Origin of the sequence: Dolomitihabitans soli (genome assembly GCF_022213955.1) — a bacterium.
GTDB classification, from domain to species: domain Bacteria; phylum Actinomycetota; class Actinomycetes; order Streptosporangiales; family Streptosporangiaceae; genus Streptosporangium_A; species Streptosporangium_A soli.
This window is the reverse complement of sequence record NZ_JAKNTW010000009.1, coordinates 211,709-226,747: the sequence shown is the minus strand read 5'-3', so window position 1 is coordinate 226,747 and position 15,039 is coordinate 211,709. Positions and strand designations below refer to the sequence as shown.

Sequence of the window (15,039 nt, the reverse complement as noted above, 5' to 3'; positions counted from 1 at the left end):
CAGATTGGATCGAGGCGTGAGGGTAGCGTTCGTCGGCAAGGGCGGCAGCGGCAAAACGACTCTGTCCGCGTTGTTCGCGAGATACGTGGCCAGCCAGGGCGGGCCCGTCGTCGCGATCGACGCCGACATCAACCAGCATCTCGGCATGATCCTCGGCGTTGAGGACACGGAGCTGCCCCCGCCGATGGGCGCCCACCTCACGGAGATCAAGGAATATCTGCGAGGCGACAATCCGCGCATCACCTCCGCCGCGGCCATGGTCAAGACGACCCCGCCCGGCCGCGGCTCCAACCTGCTCGACCTCGGCGAGCGCGACGACCCGATCCACGACCGGTTCGCCACCACCACGCCGGAGGGGGCCTGGCTGATGGTCACCGGGCCGTTCAACGAGGACGACCTCGGTGTGGCCTGCTATCACTCCAAGGTCGGCGCGGTCGAGCTCTACCTCAACCACCTGCTCGACGGTCCCGACGAATACGTCGTGGTCGACATGACCGCGGGGGCCGACTCCTTCGCCTCCGGGCTGTTCACCCGCTTCGACCTGACCTACCTGGTCGCCGAGCCGACCCGCCAGGGCGTCGGCGTCTACCGGCAGTACCGTGACTACGCCGCCGAGCACGGCGTGCCGGTCGCGGTCGTCGGCAACAAGGTGCACGGTCCCGACGATCTCGCCTTCCTCCGCCGGCACGTCGGCGACGACCTGGTCACCTGGTTCGAGCACAGCCCGGCGGTGCGGGCGCTGGAGCAGGGCAGGCCGTTCGCCCTCGACGACCTGGAGCCGGCCAACGCCGACTCCCTGGCCATGCTGCTCAAGATCCTCGACAACCGGCCCAAGAACTGGGCGCGCTTCGGCGACCAGGCCGTGGAGTTCCACCTGCGCAACGCCGACGCGTGGGCCAACCGGGCCACCGGCCAGGATCTCGCCGCGCAGATCGATCCCGACTTCGTCTACGGCCCCGCACACACGACTGTCGCTTCGTAGCCATATGGAGTGTTCCCCTACCCCCACCTAGCGTCAATGTGATCCCCTTTGAGAGGAGACAGCAGCATGTCGCTGACCGTTCCCAATGATCTTCTTGACCAGGCCAGAACGGGTGAGGTCGACGATGCGGCGTTCATCGCCTGCATCCGGAACTCCCTGCCCTACGCCTGGTCGGTGATCAGCGAGCTGGTCGAACAGCGCGACAGGACCGGCTCCGCCTTCGCGGACAACCAGACCCCGCCCCCCGACGAGGCCGCGCGCGGCCAGCTCCTGCGTTGCCTGGCGAGCGACGCCATGCGCAACGCGCTGGAGCGTCACTTCGGGATGCGGCTGGCTTTCCAGAACTGCCACCGCGTAGCCGTGTTCGACCCGACCGCCACCGAGGCCCTGCGCGACTTCGTCACCCCGAGGTCGCAGATCCTCAATCAGGAGCCCGAGCTCGTCGACTGCTGACGTAACGCGGGCAGCACTTCGGCACCGAGTCTGGTGATGTTCTCCAGGGTGCGGGCGTGATCGCCCGCACCCTCCACCATGAGGATCAGGTGCCGCACCCCCGTCCGCCGAGCGGTCCTGGCGATCGTCCGCACGCAGTGCTCGGGCGAGCCGACGGGGTGGATACGACAGAGCATCTCGACATAGGCCGAAATATCGCGCTTCGGCCGTGCTCTCCCGTCTACCGGCACGTAACCCGCCAATCCCGGCTCAAGCCACGCCGGCATCGCCCCCGCCAGCTCCCGCACGGCCTCCGCCGTCGTATCCCCCACGAACCCGACCCCCGCCGCGACATGCCGCGTCTCCCGCAGACCGGTCCCCTGGGCCTGCCGGGCATAGTCGGCGATCATGGCGGCCTTCTCCTCATCGCCGACGTGCATCCCCAGCAACATCGGCAGCCCCCGCTCCGCCGCCAGCGCCACACTGCTCTCCGACGTGCACGCCACGACCGGCCGCAGTCCCGTCCCCGCCGCCCCCGGCACCATCGCCACCTCGCGGAACCGGAAGAACCTCCCGTCCGCGGACACCGCCCGTTCGGACAACGCCGCGCAGAGCAGGTCGAGCGACTCCCGCCAGCCGTACTCGAACCGCTCGATCCCGGTCCCGAACACCTCCAGGTCCAGCCACGGCCCGCCCCTGCCGACCCCCAGCCTGAACCGCCCGCCGGACGCGTGGTGCAGCACCGCCGCCTGCTCCGCCAGCGCCACCGGATGCTGCGTCGACAGCACGCTCACCGCCGTCCCCACCTCGATCCGGCTGGTACGGCCCAGCGCCACGCCGGCCAACGCCACCGCCGACGGGCACACGCCGTACGACATGAAGTGATGCTCGGCGATCCACGCGTCGTCGAACCCGGCCGCCTCCGCCGCCACCACGGCGTCCACCGTGTTCGCGATCACCTCTCCCGCCGCCATCCCCGGAAACCGAGCCGCCAGCAGAAACACCCCGACCCGCATCCCCGGATTCCCATGCTCGTGCACCACCACGGCTCCTCCCGGCCCGCGCGGACGCACGCCGAGGGACGAGCGCTCGCAGATCGGTCACTACGCGAGATTCCGGCAAGTTGCGACCTTCATTGCTGAAGATCGCATACTCCAGCGGCCAAGGCATGATGTCCACCGACGAGATCATGCGGCTGTTCCGCGGCGACGACTGGAGCGGGTGACGTCTCCAAGCTCCTCCGCCGCACCGTACGAATCTTCCAGAGGTTACAGGTCGAGGAGATCGAGCTGTCCCTCGCCCGCCATCGGATCGCGATGCCGCTTGAGATGCCGCCATCGAGGCAGGTCGTCGAGGTAGGACCAGGAGAGCCGGTGGTGCTCGGTCGGCCCGTGCTCCGCGAGCGCCGCCTGATGGATCGGCGAGGGATAACCGGCGTTGTCCGCGAAGCCGTACTCGTCGAAGCCCAGTGTCGCCATGTGGGCGTCACGCCGTACCTTCGCCAGCACCGACGCGGCCGCGACCGACACGCACGACAGGTCGCCCTTGATCTCGCAGCGGACCGGCCAGGGTGCGCCGAGGTAGTCGTGCTTGCCGTCGAGGATGACGGCGTCCGGGCGGACGGGGAGGGCCTCGAGGGCACGTCTGGCCGCCCTGCGCAGGGCCTCGGTCATGCCCAGCTCGTCGATCTCGGCCGCGCTCGCCTCGCCGTGGCCGATCCCCGCCGCCCAGGCGTCCACCAGGGGTGCCAGCGCCGTACGGCGGGCGGGGGTGAGGAGCTTGGAGTCGGTGAGCCCGGCGGGCGGATCGGAGAGATCGGTCACCACCGCGCAGACCGAGACCGGCCCCGCCCACGCCCCCCGGCCCACCTCGTCGACCCCCGCCACCAGCTTGGCCCGGCCGCCGGAGGTGAGCAGACGCTCGATCGCATATGTGGGACTCACGGCGGAAACGTTAGCGGTCGGCGAGGACCGGCGGCGCAGATCGCGCATCTGTCCGGCACCCACCGCGGAAATGCAGCCAGATCGACGGCGGACAGCGCACATCTACGCGACACGATCGTCAACGGGCCGCGAGGGTCAGCGGGGACAGGTCGGCGGCCAGGACCCGGGCGGCCACGTGCATCGCGCGCAGGGTGACCGACACCGAGGGGCGGTCGATGCTGGAGACCCGGGCGACGGCGTGGATCTCGCGGCCGAAGGGCTCGCCGGGGAACTCGCGGACGACGATGCCGCGCACCCCGGAGGCGAGCGCGAGGGCGGGCACGGCGGCGATGCCGATCCCCTTGGCGACCAGGCCGAGGATCGTGCCGAGCCCTTCGAACTCCCACGGGACGGGAAGCGCGCCGCCGACGTCGGCGAGCAGGCGGTCGACGGCGAGCCGGGAGGGTTCGCCGTCGGGTGTGGCCATCCACGGCTCGTCGCGGAGGGTGCGCAGATCGACCGGGACGGCGGGATCGGCCATCGGGTGCTTGCGCGGCACCACCAGGACCAGCGGGTCGTACAGCAGGGGGAAGACGCGCAGGGTGCCGGAGCCGCGTTCGAGCACCCGGCCGTACCAGTCGTCGACCAGGGCGATGTCCACCTCGCCCGACTCGACCTCGCGCATCCCCCGCCCGGACCGCCCCTGGCGCATGCGGAGGGTCAGGGAGGTGTGGCGGCGGAGTGAGCGGGCGAGGGCGGGTGCGAAGGCCACCGCGGCGGTGGGGAAGGCGGTGATCACGACCCGGCCCGACGGGGTCGCCGCGTGCGCGGACAGGTCGCTCTCCGCGGCCTCCACCATGGACAGGATCCGTTCGGCGTGTTCGACGAGCCGCCGCCCGGCGTCGGTGAGTTCCGCGCTGCGGGCCGTACGGTCGAGCAGTGCCGTGCCGGCCTCCCGTTCCAGCGCCACGAGCTGCTGGGAGACGGCGGACGGACTGTAGCCGAGAGCGGTGGCGGTCGCGGCGATACTGCCACGGCGAGCGAACTCGCAGATCAACGTTAAACGCCGCAAATCGAGCATCAGACTTCCTTACGCCTACCCACGAAAAGCCTCGCTTGCCGTGATGCCTGATCCCCTTCACGCTGGGAACGTTCCGAGCATAAGCAGGAGGCACCACCATGAACGTAACCCTGTCCGCCACTTTGGCGGCGAACGAGGAGATCGAACGAAGACGCCGCGCCGGGGAGAGGGTGCTCAACCTGGCCTTCGGCGAGGCCGGGCTACCCGTCCACCCGGCCCTGCGCAGGCAACTGATCGCGGCGTCGGAGCGCAACGGCTACGGACCGGTCGCGGGCTCGGCCGACCTGCGAACCGCGGCAGCCGGCTACTGGAGCCGTCGCGGCCTGCCCACCGACCCCGACCTGGTGGTTTGCGGACCGGGCAGCAAGCCGCTGCTGTACGGCCTGCTGCTGGCGATCGGCGGCGACATCGTGCTCCCGATGCCGAGCTGGGTGAGCTACGCCGCGCAGGCGGACCTCGTCGGCGCCCGACCCATCCTGGTCCCCGCGCCCCCCGGCGAGGGAGGGGCGCCGGATCCCGGCCAGGTCAGGTCGGCGGTGTTGCGCGCCCGGGCGCGGGGCCGCACGGTCGGCTCGCTGCTCGTCACCCTTCCGGACAACCCGTCGGGCACCCTGGCCTCGCCGGAGACGATCCGCAGCCTGGTGGAGATCGCCAGGGAACTCGATCTCACGATCATCTCCGACGAGATCTACCGCGACCTGGTGCACGACCAGACGACCCCTTTTCTCAGCCCGGCCGACCTGGCGCCCGAACGCACTGTGATCACCACGGGACTGAGCAAGAGCCTGGCGCTCGGCGGCTGGCGGATCGGGGTGGCCCGGCTGCCCGACGGCGAGTACGGCCTGCGCGCGCGGATGCTCGCGGTGGCCAGCGAGATCTGGTCGAGCCCGGCGGCGCCGGTCCAGGAGGCGGCGGCCTACGCCTTCACCGAGCCGATCGAGCTCATCGAGCGGGTGGCGATGAGCCGGCGCCTGCACGGCACCGTGGTGCGCGCCGCGCACGCCCGGTTCACGGCTGCGGGGGCCGAGGTCGCGGAGCCCAAGGGGGGCTTCTACATCTATCCCGACCTCGGGCGTCTGCGGGAACGGCTGCGCGTGACGACCTCGGCGGAACTGGCCGCGATGATGCTCGAACGGCACGGGGTCGGCGTGCTGCCCGGGCACGCGTTCGGTGACGACCCGGCCGAGCTGCGGATCAGGGTGGCCACCAGCCTGCTCTACGGTGAGACCGCCGAGCAGCGCCTGGCGGCTCTGCGGTCCGGCGATCCACTGGCGTTGCCGTGGATCTCGGCGTCGCTCGACCATCTCAGCGAGGCACTGGCCGCGATGAGCTCGACGCGTTCCACCTCGCTCGTCGCCAGCTGACACGTCGAACGGCCCGCCCGGGATCTCCCGGGCGGGCCGTCGGCGTGTGTGGCCACGATCCTGGTGGACGTGGTCCCCCGGCTGCTACGACTCGTCGGCCTCGTAGATGTAGTCCCACCGGCCGCAGTACTTCTTGGAGTCGGTCCGCTCGTTCCAGTAGCAGACCCGGACCTGGACGTTCTCCACGTGACGCTCGGAGAAGCGGAAGGAGCGGTAACCGTCGGAGCCGCACTTCTTGGCGGCGCGGGTCTCCTCCTCGCCGTCCTCGTCCTCGAACTTCACCTGGACGTAGCCGCAGAGCCACCACGGCGAGTTCTTGTCGTACACCCGGCCCTCAACGTGGACCCGGCTGCCGCTGGTCGACACCTCGCCCCTGGCCCGGGCGCGGGCGTCGTTGTAACGCTTGGAGTAGTACGAGCCCCAGAAGTCCTCGAAGTCGGCCCGCACGCCGGTGCCGACGGTCGTGGCGGACGGGCCGCCCGTGCCGATCGTGGCGGACGGACCGCCGGCGCTGACGGTCGACGCGCTGGCGGCCGAGGCGGGCAGGGCGAGGGCAAGGGCGGTGGCGCTGACGGCCGCGAGGCCGAGCAGGGTGCGAGTGGTGCGGCGCATCGTGGTTCTCCTTCGGAAACTCCCCCAGTGCCGGGGCGATGGCTCATTGATAGGCCCTGCCGCCTGCACACCGCTTACACACTGTTGACGGCAGCCTGCAGCCCGCTATAAACGTGCTGTACGGCACGCGACAAGGGGCCCGCATCGGTTGATGCGAGCCCCCGGAATATCAGGGAGGCATGGCCGCCCCCGTTTGGCTCGGGGCCACGCCTTTCATGTGTCTCAGCATGTCCCCCCATGTTCAACGGAGGATCAACAGCCGATCAACGTTCGGCCTCCTACCTTTGGCGTAAGCGTTCAAGGACCTATCATCTGGTCATAAAACTTTCCTCGGAGTCGGAGAACCCCGGAATGGCTGTTCGGGACAGCGAAGACGGCCTGCGCTTCGCCGTGCTGGGGCCTGTTCAGGCGTGGCGGGACGGCAGGGAACTCGATCTGGGCACTCCTCTGCAACGTTCCATCCTGGCGATGTTGCTGCTCCGCGAGGGCAGGGCGGTCACCCCGACGGAGATGATCGACGCGATCTGGGGCGAGGAGGCGCCGCCGCGGGCGCTGGGTGCGCTGCGCACCTACGTCTCCCGGCTGCGGGCCGTACTGGAGCCGGGCCGTTCGCCGCGGTCCCGGCCGGAGCTGCTCACCTCGGTCGGCAAGGGCTACGCGCTGCGGCTGCCCGAGGACGCGGTCGACCTGACGCTGTTCGAGCGGGACATCGCGCGGGCGGAGACCGCCAGGCGCGCCGAACGGTTGTACGACGCGGCCCGGCTGCTGCGTGACGCGCTGGCGCTGTGCGGCGGCGAACCGCTGGCCGGAGCCGTCGGGCCGTACGCCGAGCACCAGCGTGACCGGCTCGCCGAGCGCCGGATGAACGTCGTCGAGTCGCTGATGGACCTCGACCTGCGGCTCGGCAGGCACAACGAGATCGTCTCCGAGCTGATCGCGCTCACCGCCGACCACCCCCTGCGCGAGCGCCTGCGCGCCCAGCTCATGCTCGCCTACTACCGGTGCGGACGGCAGGCCGACGCCCTCGCCGTCTTCGCCGACACCCGTCAGGCGCTGGTCGAGGAGCTGGGCATCGACCCGGGGACCGAGCTGACCACCCTGCACCGGCGCATCCTGGCCGCCGACCCCGCCCTCGCCGCGACCCCGGTCCCCGCCGAGCCGGTACGGCAGGAGCCCGAACCCGAGCAGGAGGAGGAGCTTCCCCGGCCGGCCCAGCTCCCCGCGGCGGTGGGCGACTTCACCGGCCGCCGCCAGGTCGTCGACCGGCTGCGGACGATCCTGGGAGGCGAGGGAGTGCCGGTCGCGGCCATCTGCGGGATCGGCGGCGTCGGCAAGACCACGCTCGCCGTGCACGTGGCGCACGCCGCCGGCGATCTCTACCCCGACGGGCAGCTCTACGCCGACCTGCGCGGCCACGGCGACGAGCGGACCGATCCCGGCTCCACCCTCGGCGCCTTCCTGCGCGCTCTCGGCATCCCGCCCGACGTCATCCCCGAAGGCGTGGCCGAACGGTCGGCGTTGTACCGTTCCATGCTCGCCGAGCGCCGCATGCTGGTGCTGCTCGACAACGCCTTCGACGCGGCGCAGGTGATCCCGTTGCTGCCGGGCGCGCCCGGCAGCGCGGCGATCGTGACCAGCCGCACGAAGCTGGCCGACCTCCCCTCCGGCCGGCTGATCGACCTGGACGTGATGGAACCGGACGAGGCGTTGTCGCTGTTCGCCGCCGTCGCCGGGCCCGAGCGGGTGTCGGCCGAGCGCGCCCCGGCGATGGACGTGGTCGCCGCCTGCGGATTCCTGCCGCTGGCCGTACGCATCGTGGCGGCGCGGCTGGCCGCGCGGCCCGCGTGGACCGTCGCCTCGCTGGTGCCCCGGCTGGCCGACGAGCGGCGGCGGCTGGACGAGCTGAAGGTGGGCACGCTCGCGGTGGACGCCACCTTCGCGCTCGGCTACAACCAGCTCGATCCCGCCCAGGCGCGGGCGTTCCGGCTGTTGTCGCTGCCCAGCGGGCCCGGCATCTCGTTGTCCGCGGCCTCGGCCGTGCTCGCCAGGAGCACGATGGAGTCGGAGGACATCCTGGAGTCGCTGGTCGACGCGAGCCTGCTGGAGGCGCCCACGCCGGGGCGCTACCGCTTCCACGACCTGCTCCGGCTGTTCGCCAGGCGGGAGGCGGAGCACGCCGAGCATCCCGAGGTCAGGGCGCAGGCGCTGGCCAGGCTGCTCGACTTCTACCTCGCCTCGGCGAAGGAGGCGCACCGGCTGGCCTACGAGGGCAGCCTGATCGCCGACCGCCTGGCCGTGAACGGCACCGGACGCGTCTTCGCCACCGCCGACGAGGCCGTCGCGTGGCTGGACGTGGAGGCCGACGCGCTGTTCGCGGCGATCGGCCAGGCGGCGGAGCGGGTGACCGGCCCGCTGCTGCCCGCCGCCGACCTGCTGCTGGCGATGGAGCCGCTGCTGGAGTCGGGCACGCACATGCGCGAGTTCGACCGGCGCACCGCCGAGCTGCTGGCCGCCGCGCAGCGGATCGGCGACATCCCGAGCGAGATCCGCAGCAGATACGTCCTGGGCCGGGTGCTGTTCGGCGCCGACGACCTCCTCGCCGCGGAGACGGAGTTCCGCGCGTCGCTCGATCTCGCGGGGGCCACCGGCGAGCGCATCGTGTCCGGCGAGACCATGAACGCGCTGGCCGTCGTCGCCGGCCGCCGGCGGCGCCACCACGAGGCGCTGGCCTGGTTCGACGCGGCGTCGAAGGTCTACCGGGAGATGGGCGCCCGGGCGGGTGAGGCGCTGGTGCTCAGCTACTCGGTGCGCGACCACCTGGGCCTCGGGCACGCCGACGACGCCATCGCCGCCGCCGAGCAGGGACTGGCGATCTTCACGGAGATCGGCAGCGGCGCGGGCACCGCCCGGGCCCGCTACCACCTGGGCATCGTGCTCTCCCGGGTGGGCCGCCTGAGCGAGGCCGTCCACCACCACGCCGAGTGCCTGGCCTTCTTCCGCGCCAGCAACCAGCGGGTCTGGGAGCAACGGGTGTGCTGCCGCCTGGCGCAGACGTTCATCGCCGCGGGCCGCTTCGAGGACGCGATCCGCCACGCCGAACAGGCGCTCACCGTGAGCCGCGAGATCGGCCACCCCTATGGCGAGGCCCTGTCACTCTCGGTCCTCGGCCACGCGCTCGCCGGCCTCGGCAGCACGGACAGGAGCAACGACTGTCTCCGGCGCGCCCACGACCTCTTCTCCCGGCTCGGCGCCCCCGAGGCCGAGGACCTCCGCGCCCTGCTGAACCTCGACCAGGTCCAACGCTGACACCCGCCCTTCGTCCACCCCCCGGACCTCGCCCAAGCCGGACCCCGGCCCACCCTCCAGCACCTCGGCCGCACCGGAATCCGACGCTCGCACCTCAACCAGCTCGAAACCCCGCATCCCGGCCGAGCCAGACACCAACCCACCCTCCCGCACCCCGGCCGGCCCGGAATCCGACGCTCGCACCTCAATTCGCTCGATACCCCCCACGTCCTCCCACGCCTCGGCCGAGCCAGACGCCGACCCGTGCTGCCGGACCTCGGCCGGCCCGGAATCCGACGCTCGCACCTCAACCCGCCCGATACCCCCCATGTCCTCCCACGCCTCGGCCGAGCCAGACGCCGACCCGTGCTGCCGGACCTCGGCCAGGCCGGGAGCCGACGCGTCCTGCCGGACCTCAGCCGGCCCGGGAACTGACGCATCCTCCTGGGCCTCGGCCAGGTGGGGAGCCGACACGTCGAGCCCGGCGAACAGGTCGTCATCGAGGCGTGTCATGCGCACGTGATTGATCAACCTGGACCGTCCTACGCGTTCGAGTGGTAGCCCGGCCGGCCGCCTGACCATCACGTTCCGCTAGGGGGCCCGGTTAAGGGGTGCGGCTCGCGACGGCTAGCCGCCTCACATCGACGGCCGGCCGGACTGGGCACGACCGCGAACCCCCCGGGGCCGCACCCATGGTCAGAGCCTTCCGCTCCCGGTTCAACGTCCGATCAACGCCGGATCAAAGCGCTAGAAACCCCTCCGCGACCAGGGCCCGGATCGACTCCGGAGGCGTGCCGTACGGCTCCTCGCCGGTCAGTTCGGCGATCGCGGCGAGCAACGGCCGCAGCGGCAGCCCGCCGTCGCAGACCCCCGCCAGCGCCGCCTCAACGGTCCCGACCGATGTCGTACGGCGGAGCCCGCGGATCTGGCGGAGCACGATCTGGCCCGGGTCGTCGGCTCCCGGCGGCCCGATCCGCTCCTCCAGCACCCCGTCGGGAACGCTCAGGCAGGCGGCCATCAGCTCCTCGTCGCTCACCCGGTGGGCCGCCGCGATCGCGGCGAGCACGTCGTCGACGTATCCGCCGACGGGGAGTTCGACCTTCTGGGTGAGCTCCTCGACGCGGATCACGGGGTCGAGCGCGCCCGAATCGTGCAGGGTGATCCAGCCGAAGCCGATCCCGGTCACGTCCATCGACTCCAGCCAGCCGAGCCACTCGTCGTAGCGCTCCCGGTAGGCGGGGGTGCCCTGCTCGGCGGCGTCTCTCAGCCACAGCTCGACGTACTCGGCGGGGTCCTGCGCCTCGCGCTGGACGGCCCAGCCGTCGCAGCCGGATCCGGCCAGCCAGCCGCCGACGCGGTCGCGCCAGTCCTCCCCCTTGACGTGCAGCCAGCTCGCGAGCACCTGGCACCGGCCGCCGGGGGCGAGGTACCGGGGCGCGAGCCGCAGCAGGTCGCGGCAGAACCCGTCGGCCTCGAATCCGGATTCCCGATAGGTCAGCCGCTCACGTGGGGAGATCACGAACGGCGGGTTGGACACCACCAGGTCGAACCGCTCCCCCTCGACCGGCTCGAACATCGATCCCGCACGGGCGTCGACGTCGCCGACGCCGGACAGCCGCCAGCTCAGCCCGGCCAGTTCGACGGCGCGCGGGTTCACGTCGGTCGCGACGATCCGCTCCGCCCGGCCGGCGAGGTGGAGGACCTGGACGCCGCACCCGGTGCCGAGGTCGAGGGCGCGTTCGACGGGCCGCCGGGAGACGAGCTGCGCCAGGTTGGCGGAGGCCCCGCCCGCGCCGACGACGTGGTCGTGCCTGAGCGCGGGGTCGCCCGGCCGTACCTTCCGGTCGGAGACGACGTAGCCGCCGGTCTCCCACGGCTGGAGGTGGACGGTGGCGCGGACCCCGTCGGCCTCGGCGACGAGCAGGCCCGTCTCGACCAGCCTCGCGACGTCGAGCGGCACGTCGGCGGCGGGCACCGGGACGCCCAGCCACCACAACCGGATCAGGACGCCGAGCGCGTCACGGTCGCGGGTGGCGCGCAGGGCGGGCACCAGTTCCTCGCGGGCGAGCGCGGTCGCGGCGACGTCGCCGAGTCGCTCGCGCACGCCGTCGATGGAGTAGTCGCTCTCGACGAGCCGGTCACGCAGGCGGTCGAGGAGGTCGGCAGGCACGTTCACCGGTCCATTCTGCACCGGACGCGTTGCGTCACAGGACGATTACATAACGGCCGTGGCGCCCTGCAAGTAGCAATCAAGCGAGAAGGGATAATTTGCCATGATCGCAGTCGTTACTACTTAGCGTTCGGATTGATAAATGTTGATTCCCTGCCTGGCCTGCGATTCGCGCTTCATCCCCGATGAGTACTTCCGTGCCTGCCACGACTACAACCGGGGGCGCGACCTCGTCGCCTGGACCTGCCCCCGCTGCGGAAACCGCGACGACCTGCGGGTCCTTCCCGGGGAACTGGGCTTCGGGTGTCCTGGCCGGCGGCGTTTCGACGTGCACGACCGGTTCCGGGTGCCAGGGCTCCGCCGTAAGCGCCAGATCCTGCGGCTGGACATCTCACTCGACGAGAAGACGTGGCGGGTGCCCACCCGGCTTTCGCCGACCGGCGTCCCCGACCACCGCTTCACCTGCGCGGAGACTCGGCTTCCCGCACCCCTGATCCGCGGCCGGTACGCGGGTGACTCCTAGCGCTCCTGCGCGTCGGGCTGGCGGAGGCTCTGCCAGGCGGCCTCGCCGAGACCGACGATCTCCTCGGGGGTCGGCTGGTGGGCGCTGGCGAACCAGAGGCGGCACATCTCCTGGGCGGGGCCGAGCCACAGCACGTAGCACATGGTCGGGTGGACCGGCTGGAGGACGCCGTCCTTCATGTGCGGGCGCCACCAGTCGGAGACCTGGCGGAAGAACGCGCGGCGGGCGTCGTGGACCTCGGTGCCGCCGGGCTCCTCACGCCGGGGCGGGCGTTCGCTGATCAGCAGGCGGGCACGCTCGGGATGCCGGCCGCACCAGGACATGTGCAGGGCGACGATCGCCTCGATGCCGTCGCGGGCGTTCTCGTGGCGGCGGATCTCTTCGAGGAACGCCTCGTGGTACATCGCCAGGGTCTCGGCGTACAGGACGCCGTACACGTGCTCCTTGCTGGCGAAGTGATGGTAGAAACTGCCGACGCTGACGCCGCTCTCCTCGCGGAGGCTGGCCAGGGTGGTGGCAGACACGCCGTCCTGGGCGAACCTGCGCAGCGCTCCCTCGATGATCCGGGTTCGGCCGTCGCGTCCGCTCTTGACACTCTTCACGAAAGCCATGGTGAGGGTGTAGAACCTTGTTCCGCAAATACCAGAGATGGTTCTAGAAACTGGTCTCAATTTCGACGGTTCCCGAGGCCACACGTGTGGTCGCCTGCGGCCATCTTCTGCGGATCATCGCCAGCACCCGGCGATTGTCGCCCAGCACGTCCATCCCGACGGTCCGCGCCCCCCGCGCCGCCGCCCGGCCGAGCAGCGTGCCGACGAGGCGGGAGCCGTACCCCAGGCCCTGCCACTCGTCCGCCACCACGACCGCGATCTCCACCGGCGAACCGGGGGCGGCGTGGAAGCTCATCGCGTGACCGATCACCGTGTCGGTGCCGGGGAGTACGGCGAGCAGGACGTCTCGCCGGGCGTCGAGGAGGAGCAGGGAACGCAGCACGCTCGGGCTCGGACGGGTCATCCCGGCGAAGAAGCGCGAGGTCGCGGTGGCGAGTGACAGCCCGCACAGGAACGAGCGGACCCTCTCCTCGTCGCCGGGCCCGGCGAGCCGGATCTCGACCACGTCGGCGGGTCGCACCTGAGTTCCAAGCATGGACTCAGGGTGACGTCTCCACCTGAGTATGTCAACTAGACTCAGATGCATATTGGACGGGAGAAGGCGACGACCTACTATTCGAGCATGACCGTGCCCTTCCGAGTGGACAACTGCTCGATCGGCGCCACCCTGGAGATCGTCGGGGAGAAGTGGACGTTCCTCGTGCTCCGCGAGGCGTTCACCGGCGTGCGCAGGTTCGCCGACATGCAGGCGGCGACCGGCGCCCCACGCCAGGTGCTCAGCGCCAGGCTCGCCCGGCTCGTCGAGGAGGATCTGCTGCGCAAGGTCCCCTACCGCGAACCCGGCCAGCGCCAGCGCGATGAGTACCGTCTGACTCAGAAGGGGCTCGACCTCTATCCGATCATGGTCGCGCTGATGCACTGGGGAGACCACTACGTCAACGAGTGCGCTCCCGTGGTGCTCACCCACCGCGGTTGCGGCGCCCCGATCGCACAGCACCTGCGCTGCGAGAACGGTCACGAGGTCCCCTCCCCGCGCGAGGTCACCCCGCGTCCCGGCTGAACCGTGAGCCGGAGACGGGAGCGGTAGGGGCGGTGCCTACCCTGGGGTGGTGTACCGGTTCCTGCTCACTCCTCGATGGCTGGGCTTCCACGTGTTGGTCCTGCTGATCATCCCCGCGTTCGTCCTGCTGGGTCAGTGGCAGTTCGGGCGCTACGAGGAGCGCTCATCCGCGACCACCAGGATCTCCGCGAACATGGCCGCCACCGCCACACCGGTGGCCGGCCTGACCACACCGGGCGGCGTGGTCCGCGAGGCCGACGGCTACCGCACGGTCACCGCGTCGGGCACCTACGACGCCGCCCACGAGCTGCTGGTCCGCCGCCGTCCGCAGAACGGCCAGACCGGCTTCTACGTCCTCACCCCGCTCGTCACCGGCCAGGGAACGGCCGTGCTCGTCAACCGGGGCTGGGTCCAGGCCGGGGCCACCGCCGACGCGCGCCCCGAGGTGCCGCCGCCGAGCACCGGGCACGTGACGGTCACCGGGCGGCTTCGACCCGCCGAGAGCGAGGCGTCCTCCGGCATCCGCAACCGGCCCGGCCTGCCGCCGGGACAGATCCTGCTCATCGACACCCCCGCCATCCGGGCCGGCCTGCCGTACGAGCTGCTGGGCGGATATGTCGAGCTGACCGCGCAGAGTCCCGCGGCGAAACCGGCTCCCGCGCCGGTCCCCGAGCCCGACATCGGCGGGGGCGGCGGGCTCAACCTGGCGTACGGCGTGCAGTGGTGGGTGTTCATCGTCATCGCGATCGGCGGCTGGTACTTCCTGATCCGGCGCGAGGCCGCCGACCGCAGAGCCGCCGCCTCAGCCCACGAGGACCGCGCTGACCAGGCGCCCGAGGGCGAGGACGGCCCGGAGCGTGCGGCCCAGGACGACCTGGGGCATGAAAGATCCGGAACGCTCGGGCCGTGACGGTCTAGGGGCAACTCAGGGCATGACGACCGGGATGGTCCCTGTCCGGAGATGACCGGCCGTACACCTGGTTAGCGGGCCGAGTCG

14 protein-coding genes are annotated in these 15,039 nt (G+C 71.3%); 7 read left to right on the top strand and 7 right to left on the bottom strand.

From position 1 onward, the window contains the following. Window positions 1–16: 16 nt before the first annotated feature. Both MBA17_RS21030 and MBA17_RS21025 read left to right on the top strand, forming a co-directional pair. Window positions 17–982 (top strand): ATP-binding protein, encoded by a 966-nt coding sequence (locus MBA17_RS21030; protein ID WP_238498220.1) that lies wholly within the window; start codon window positions 17–19, stop codon window positions 980–982. A 66-nt stretch (window positions 983–1,048) separates the two neighbouring features. Then, window positions 1,049–1,435 (top strand): SCO5389 family protein, encoded by a 387-nt coding sequence (locus tag MBA17_RS21025; protein WP_238498219.1) that lies wholly within the window; start codon window positions 1,049–1,051, stop codon window positions 1,433–1,435. Here MBA17_RS21025 and MBA17_RS21020 read toward each other — a convergent pair. From MBA17_RS21020 to MBA17_RS21010, 3 genes are all read right to left on the bottom strand, one after another. Beyond that, window positions 1,408–2,430 carry an LLM class flavin-dependent oxidoreductase gene (locus MBA17_RS21020; protein WP_238498404.1) on the bottom strand — a complete coding sequence of 341 codons (1,023 nt, stop codon included), beginning with the start codon at window positions 2,428–2,430 and terminating at the stop codon, window positions 1,408–1,410. The genes MBA17_RS21025 and MBA17_RS21020 overlap by 28 nt on opposite strands. Window positions 2,431–2,682: 252 nt before the next feature. After that, a complete protein-coding gene (locus MBA17_RS21015; protein ID WP_238498218.1) occupies window positions 2,683–3,405 on the bottom strand; it encodes a ribonuclease HII in 723 nt (240 codons plus the stop codon). A 70-nt stretch (window positions 3,406–3,475) separates the two neighbouring features. Next, window positions 3,476–4,417: a LysR family transcriptional regulator gene (locus MBA17_RS21010; RefSeq protein ID WP_238498217.1), complete on the bottom strand. Its 942-nt coding sequence runs from the start codon at window positions 4,415–4,417 to the stop codon at window positions 3,476–3,478. A gap of 98 nt (window positions 4,418–4,515) precedes the next feature. Between MBA17_RS21010 and MBA17_RS21005 the strand changes: the two genes are divergently transcribed. Further along, the gene (locus MBA17_RS21005) at window positions 4,516–5,781 is read left to right on the top strand and encodes a pyridoxal phosphate-dependent aminotransferase (RefSeq protein ID WP_238498216.1); all 1,266 of its coding nucleotides are present in this window, start codon (window positions 4,516–4,518) and stop codon (window positions 5,779–5,781) included. A gap of 84 nt (window positions 5,782–5,865) precedes the next feature. Here the strand turns inward: MBA17_RS21005 and MBA17_RS21000 are convergent, their stop codons facing one another. Then, window positions 5,866–6,393, bottom strand: coding sequence for a hypothetical protein (locus MBA17_RS21000; RefSeq protein WP_238498215.1), 528 nt, complete (start codon window positions 6,391–6,393; stop codon window positions 5,866–5,868). A gap of 351 nt (window positions 6,394–6,744) precedes the next feature. Here MBA17_RS21000 and MBA17_RS20995 point away from each other — a divergent pair, with 351 nt between their 5' ends. Next, window positions 6,745–9,699, top strand: a complete 2,955-nt coding sequence (locus tag MBA17_RS20995; RefSeq protein WP_238498214.1) for an AfsR/SARP family transcriptional regulator — start codon at window positions 6,745–6,747, stop codon at window positions 9,697–9,699. Window positions 9,700–10,417: 718 nt separating this feature from the next. Here the strand turns inward: MBA17_RS20995 and MBA17_RS20990 are convergent. Further along, window positions 10,418–11,854 carry a DUF7059 domain-containing protein gene (locus MBA17_RS20990; protein ID WP_238498213.1) on the bottom strand — a complete coding sequence of 479 codons (1,437 nt, stop codon included), beginning with the start codon at window positions 11,852–11,854 and terminating at the stop codon, window positions 10,418–10,420. 136 nt (window positions 11,855–11,990) lie between these two features. Here MBA17_RS20990 and MBA17_RS20985 point away from each other — a divergent pair, with 136 nt between their 5' ends. After that, window positions 11,991–12,371, top strand: a complete 381-nt coding sequence (locus MBA17_RS20985) for a hypothetical protein (RefSeq protein WP_238498212.1) — start codon at window positions 11,991–11,993, stop codon at window positions 12,369–12,371. Here MBA17_RS20985 and MBA17_RS20980 read toward each other — a convergent pair. Together MBA17_RS20980 and MBA17_RS20975 are read right to left on the bottom strand one after the other, a co-directional pair. Then, entirely contained in the window at window positions 12,368–12,973 is a 606-nt protein-coding gene (locus tag MBA17_RS20980; protein ID WP_238498211.1) for a TetR/AcrR family transcriptional regulator, read from the bottom strand. The two genes, MBA17_RS20985 and MBA17_RS20980, sit on opposite strands and share 4 nt — an antisense overlap. A gap of 52 nt (window positions 12,974–13,025) precedes the next feature. Continuing rightward, complete coding sequence (locus MBA17_RS20975) at window positions 13,026–13,517, bottom strand: GNAT family N-acetyltransferase (protein ID WP_238498210.1); 492 nt, start codon at window positions 13,515–13,517, stop codon at window positions 13,026–13,028. Window positions 13,518–13,604: 87 nt separating this feature from the next. Here MBA17_RS20975 and MBA17_RS20970 point away from each other — a divergent pair, with 87 nt between their 5' ends. Both MBA17_RS20970 and MBA17_RS20965 read left to right on the top strand, forming a co-directional pair. Further along, window positions 13,605–14,042: a winged helix-turn-helix transcriptional regulator gene (locus tag MBA17_RS20970; protein ID WP_238498209.1), complete on the top strand. Its 438-nt coding sequence runs from the start codon at window positions 13,605–13,607 to the stop codon at window positions 14,040–14,042. A gap of 49 nt (window positions 14,043–14,091) precedes the next feature. Further along, window positions 14,092–14,952, top strand: coding sequence for an SURF1 family cytochrome oxidase biogenesis protein (locus MBA17_RS20965; protein WP_238498208.1), 861 nt, complete (start codon window positions 14,092–14,094; stop codon window positions 14,950–14,952). Window positions 14,953–15,039 lie beyond the last annotated feature (87 nt).